At 38.8% G+C, this 6,670-nt stretch carries 2 protein-coding genes; both read right to left on the bottom strand.

The features are described from left to right. Positions 1–2,410: DUF6443 domain-containing protein (locus B3297_RS02055; RefSeq protein WP_286778344.1), on the bottom strand; the 2,410-nt coding region annotated here is incomplete at its 3' end. Between the two features lie 35 nt (positions 2,411–2,445). After that, positions 2,446–6,000, bottom strand: coding sequence for a DUF5977 domain-containing protein (locus tag B3297_RS02050; protein ID WP_286778343.1), 3,555 nt, complete (start codon positions 5,998–6,000; stop codon positions 2,446–2,448). Positions 6,001–6,670: the final 670 nt, after the last annotated feature.

Raw genomic sequence — 6,670 nt, 5'->3', positions numbered from 1 at the left:
CGTTATTGTATTCGATTCCACCCACATAATCCCTGGTCGTGGTAATAATATTCGGCGACGTTCCGATCTTCGACAGCTTCTGAAGCTTAACCCCGGCTGCATTGTACAGGAATGCCACATCTGTACCTGCTTTTTTGGCGGTCTGCGGTAAGTTAAGGTAATTGTAGGTAATAGCCATGCCCATTCGGTCCGTTTTGGCATTACCATTGGCATCATAGGTATAATTACCGGATAAGCCACCGCTCAGGCTCATGAGTTTGTTGCCGGTATAGGTATAGGTCGTAACAGCTAGGGCATCGCGCTTCAGGGTCTTGATATTGCCCATGCCAAGGTCATCGTAAGTAATCACTTCCGCGATACTTGCTGTCCCTGTCTGGCCATTTGTTCCACTGGTCAACCTGTTCAGCTTGTCATATTGATAGCTAAAGGTATTAGGTAAGGTTGCATCATCTCCCCACAGCTGCTGGCTGATATTACCGTTCCACTGTGGATTTGTACCGTCCTGGTATTTCAGCTGCTGACTAAATTTGGGTGAACTGCTCTTGGATAACCAGCCGCGCTCATTGTAGGTATATGTGGTGGTATTGACAAAGTCACTCTCAAGACTCGTCTTGCCCACCGCTTTACTTTTCAGCTGACCGATCTCATTGTAGCTATTGGAAGCCAGAGTTACCTCGCCCTGCGATCCGATCCGTTCCTTTGTTGAAACCAATCTGCCCACGTGGTCATATTCATTCGTAGTAATAATGGTTGTCGCACCTCCCGTTGCCGGTGTATGTACCCGTGTACTAGTAAGCAGTTCTCCCGGAAAACTGTAGGTATTGGTCACATAGTCTGTACCATCTAGATGGTTCTTTGAAGCCGTCTGAATCACCCTGCCATAGTCATCGTAATGCATCACTGTCAGCAGTGGCAATGTCCCGTCGGTCCGGTAGATCTTCGCACCGGTCTGAAGCGATTTGATATTGGTACTCTTTGTGATTCCATTAGCAGCAAGCGTCGCAGCCCCGCTGAATGCATAATCATCGTAATAATTGACAATAAGCGGGGTAATGGTGATACCTGTACCTACCAACGGAAAGGTAGTTGCCGGCGCCGGATAGTCTGCTCCCGAACGGGTCTCCCATAACGGGCCCGTAGCAGCATCTACAAGCGCTGCCACTTCAGTTCGGGTTACTTTTGCCGTATTGGTATAGAGTCCGCTTGAAGTGATGCGCCCAAAAGCATCGTATCTGCTGTAATTCCATTCCTTACGTGCCCGTTGCTCAGCATCCTGGGTAAGCACAACCTGATCATTCTTATTGTACACCAGATACTCCCAGCCTTTACCCGGGATTTTCTTCTCGACCAGCCGGCGACGCTCGTCGTACTTGTAGGCATAGATATAGTTGTCAAAATTGGCAAATGTTGGATCCGCTGACAGCTCACTGAAACTCGATCCTGTCACTGCCGGAGGAAGCACATAACGTAGGTCCCCAAAATCATCATAGACATAATAGGTATTGAGCGCCTTGCTTTCGTTCTCCCACACACGTTTGAGCACCACACGGCCCTCTAAATCTTTGTACTCGTCTACAGATCCACTTCGATCGGTTGTATTTACTGAATTTTCATCCCGCATGGTCGTGCGGTAAAGCTTCCTTGCATCATAGTTCTTTATGCTACTTGCACCACTGGCCGTCAATACCCATAATGCAACCGCATCAGCGCCTGAAGCTGCATTAGCTCCATAGCTTGTTTTTACGGTATGACCGGTACCCTCAGCTGGCGATGGTTGCCAGGCTGTCCCAGGAGCTCCCTGTTCCATTACACGGTTTAGCGGACTATTCTCAAAGACCGTAACCGCATATGGACTCGCTGTCTTTACTACGGCCGCATCCCAGCCTACCCCATCTTTGTAAAAGTCCGCCTGCAACGCTTTTGCTCCAGTTCGGAGACTACCGTTTCCTAACTTCTCTGCATAAGGCAAATATTTGGTATTTTCTCTTCCAAATCCATCGTACTCGATGTGTTGCACGATATCATTAAATGCCGGACTCGCCATCAACTCTACATTCTGACTCGGTCTTCCCAACCCATCAAAGTATTGGATCGTCTGGTTCTCCTGATCAATCGTCCGCATATTGGGCAACTGATTAAGTTTCACTGCATTCCTAAAGGTTCTTGTAAGAATATAGTTTTGTCCCACTGTTGGCGTGCTGACGATATGCTGGAAACCGCCAACACTGATCGTCACTGTCTTACCTGCCTGAACTGGAATATGAAAGCCATTGGCAAGGGTAACACTTCTTGCTGCTTGAATATTTGTCTGATTACTATAAACAGATAGCGTTATATCGTCCCCTGAAATTTGTGCTTTGAGGGTACTTAATGTTATCAAAAATAACAAGGTTAAAAATCTCTTTTTCATTATCTTAGGAAGGCTATTACTTCAAATATTTTATTTTAATTCATGCAATATTCTGCGACTACAATTTGTTTGTTGCCGTTTTTAAGAAATTTAACGCTATAAAAATTGAGTTCAATGCTTCCCATTCCGATTTCTTGGCAGGCCGTTGCATTAGTATTAACTATACTCAACATACCATTGTATGGAGTACCTGTACCATCAACTTGTATGCGAACTCTCGAATATTCACCTTCGGGAATAGTAATGTATTCGCTGGAACCAGAATTTGTCGGAAATATGTCAAACTCTTGTGAAGACGATCCATTTTTATAAAAAGAAATTCGGCTTATATTTCCATTCCAATTAGTTAATTTCGAAATTTCAACATCCACATTAACTACTGGGATGATACAACTTCCATTCTGATTGGCATTATTCTGTCCATTTATTTTAATATCTGCCAAAGCTTTCTGATTGGCATCATCCAAGGATATTGTTGACATATACTTTCCTGCAGGAACAGTATATAAAATTGACTCTCCTTCCTGTCCAACAGTACAATTATTCTTTTGGAAAGTCTGACTTTGAACGGCATTTAAAAAAACACGACAGTCAATAAGATCACCTTGAATGCTATAACAAAATGTTTTTATAATGTTACCGTCAAAATCCATTATATATTCCAAACGCCCATAACTATCATAACTGTAAGTTTCCTCTTTTCCTCTAACATCAACCGTCTTGATTAATCCTATAAGTGGCCTGTATATGAATGCTGATACAAGCGCCTTACTAAGATTTGGATGACTTCGTAGATTATTAGCTACTTCCTTGATATATGCATCGCTTACTGTAATCTTATTTAATTCTAACAAAATCGATGATGCAGAAGATCCTAAAGCGTTAATGACCTCAGCATAGGTGCAGTTTTCCACTTTAATTACCGCGTGAGCACCCAAATAACCCCATAGATATGTGACATTCGGCGCATATTGTTGCTTGATCTCCAGCGGATTACCAAAAGCATCAAATTTAGTAACTGCGCTACTTTGTTTAACGATTGAATTTTTTAAAACTTGTTTTTCTTTCAATAGAACAAGGCCAGTTGTTATAGCAGTCTCATTTCCGAAAATATTTTTCTGCAAAGTCTTAGATTGTCCAATTATTTCCTCAATTTCAAGAGGCACATTCAACATATTTTTCTGAACCATCAATTGCGCAATAGAAGTCGAAAAATTCCATACGTAACGATATGTCGTCTTGATATTCGAAGACAAACTAGATATTTTATTCGAAGACATTACATAGGTAGGCCTTTCTATATCATAAGTAAAGGATGTTTCATCCGTAATCTTGCCATCCTGAGAATAAGTTGTCACTAGCTCTTTTTCTAGACGATAAAATCCAGGATAAATTGTATAATATCCTATGTTAAATTTCAATTCGTCTTTAGCAAATTCAGCGTATGCACCAGAAGATGAGGAATATCTTATAGGCCAAAAATCGGCGTTCGCTGGATATATAACATCAGTACCAGATCCATACGCACCTAAATTATTCGCAATGATTCGACGATCTATCAATAAATTTTTTACATTATAGTCTGAGTTCGATACGTAGTTGTATATATATTCTTTCTTTGATAGTGTATCATAAGAATTCGATGTTTTCTTGAAGATTATTTCCGAAGACAATTTTGGCCCACCTTGAAATAATGTATTAACACTTGAAGTATACCGTTTTTGAAAAAGCTTTGTGCTTTCCAATGGCGATACTGTATCGTCATTGAACTGAAAATTCCGAACCACTTTACCGCCTCCGGTATATTCAGTGACCTGGTCATACCAAAAAGATGACTGCCCAAAATCTAAAGCAGAATGATCTGACAAACTCTTCACAGACAAATTCCGACAAGAAAAAACTTTTGTCCATCCATCCCCACTATAATTATAGAAAAATTGAAATTTTTCGTCGATAAACGAATTCATAGTGGGCACCAATTTAATATTAGCTAAACCGTCTTCATTCTTACCGTATGCATATGTCTTCTCTATTTGCAATTTATTATCAATACCGTAAAACTGAATCTTTTTGACACGGAGTCCTCCACCAGACGTCGGGGTTATAGGTTGTTCAAAAAAACCCGAGTATGATTCTACAAAATTAAATCGATGTGGTTCGTAAGTATACATCGTGTAGCCACCTGTTGGATAGGTAATCCTTTCCAAAATAAGAGCCTTCATTTTGGCTGTATCCACAGATTTATCAGCCACTCCGACTCGCTGTCCTGCAAATTCATACGGTGAGGAATAATAGTTATAGTAATTATTGAACTTCTTAAGATTGACTTTCGGAATATGTGAGTTCTGCAATTTTCCGTTGAAGAATCCCCAATAATCTAAAGATGTAGAACCATTTGAAAACCTGTTCTTATTGTAGGAAAATGAATATTTTTGATTGTCAACTTTAATGCTCTGTAATAAGAGATGGTCCTGCGACTGATTTCTTTCGCCATAACTTAATAGAGCTTTATGAAGTATATCTCCATTTTTATTTTTGAGATTAATTTCGGTGACCAGAGGTTCATTGGTAGCAGAATAAATCAAATGTATTGTTCCCGTCGGACAATCTATTTTAGACAACATTTTAGCAACACCTGGAGCGTACTCGGCAATATTGATGACCCCTCCGAGATCGTCTACTGTAGGCTCTCCATTAAATCCGTCACCCCAATCCTGTAATTTCCAGTCAGACATAGAGACCGCCTGACTTATAGAAGGTTTACTACTGCTAATATTTTTTTCAATCCATTCAAACAAAATCTTTTGATTATTAGTTAGTTCAACTTCTCGAAGTAACCATGTAAGGGTAGACCCGTCGTATGACTCTTGAAAATTAACTCCAGTTTCTCCGTTTACATTGCCAAATCTATAGATTGTACCATCTTCCTCTATAACCTTCAAGCCTTGAATATTTTTATTTGCCACAATGACAAAAATCTGTAAAGAATTTCCAAAGGTTCTAGCCACAGGTGAACCATTTACCCAATCTATGTAAAAATTAACTGATCGATCAAGCAATTGAATTGTGAAAATGTCTTTCTGAGGATCAAAAAGGTCTTGATCGGAAAGCTGATAAGTTACATTATGTTGCCAATTAACAATCCCTTTTAATGGTTCATAATAATCACCATAATTCCCCGAACTTGTTGGAAATTTTGTTCCCCAGTTACTGTTATTGGGATCATAACTATTTTTAAAGGGATATTTTTCATCAGCTCTACCTAACAAATGTCTTGTAACACGCGGATTAATATTCAATCTCCAGCCATGCCCATATGGCAAAGGCGTATCCATTACATTGATACCACTTGTTTCATAATTAAGCTGAATCGGAATCTGCAATTTATAAACTGATAAACCAAATAAGTTGATCGGAATATTAACTGAGCCTGTGGAAAGGTTTGGCTGGTTATCGGTAAACAGACTAAATTTGCTTGCAACAGGATTTGGAGGAATATTTACAAAACTCTTTTCATTATTATGCTGTGCACTTACAAAGTGTGCGATAAAAAAACATATCATCAACAATAGTGATATTTTTGCTTTCATAAATTATTTTTTTATTAAATACAAGTATTGGTTTTTCTAATTCTAGATCAATATTAGAATCAAAAATCTTTTTATGTTTGATATTTATTAGAGACAGAAGTTACGTATAGGTTATTACTTTTCCTTTTTGAATTGTGATTGTTCCGCCTAGAACACGAACAAGATAGGATATTTCATCGTTTAATTTAGTCTTTTTCAGCAAAAACATATAGCGATAGTTTTTGGTTGTTAATAATAAAATAGGGATAATCAAATTCTCCATCACCTTTCTCATCGCCACTAGGAATTACTTTCCATAATATTACCTGTGTACCATAAGGCCCAATTTTCCATTCACGCTAGTTTTCAGACATTAGATCATTTTGTGCTAACTCAGTGATGCCACCTATCCCTATAACCGTCAGTTAGGTGTAACAACTTTTGTACTTTTCCTATCAAAGGAGAATATTAGTCCTGATTTTAAATTCTTCATGGCTATTAAATAAATATGTAAATCAATTGTTCTACTCGAACATCACTCAGGCTAATTACTTTTCACAAATTGGTATAGCTTTCGTTAAATCGTCGCAAATATAGTTATTTTTCTCCACCGCATTAAAAAAATATATCCACTACACCGACTAAAGTTAATTTTATGAAATAATCAAACATATGTGTCCTAAATAAATTT

Origin of the sequence: Sphingobacterium sp. UBA3519, assembly GCF_002377215.1 — a bacterium.
GTDB classification, from domain to species: domain Bacteria; phylum Bacteroidota; class Bacteroidia; order Sphingobacteriales; family Sphingobacteriaceae; genus Sphingobacterium; species Sphingobacterium multivorum.
The sequence above is the reverse complement of the archived record's forward strand: the minus strand, read 5'-3'. Positions and strand labels throughout refer to the sequence as shown.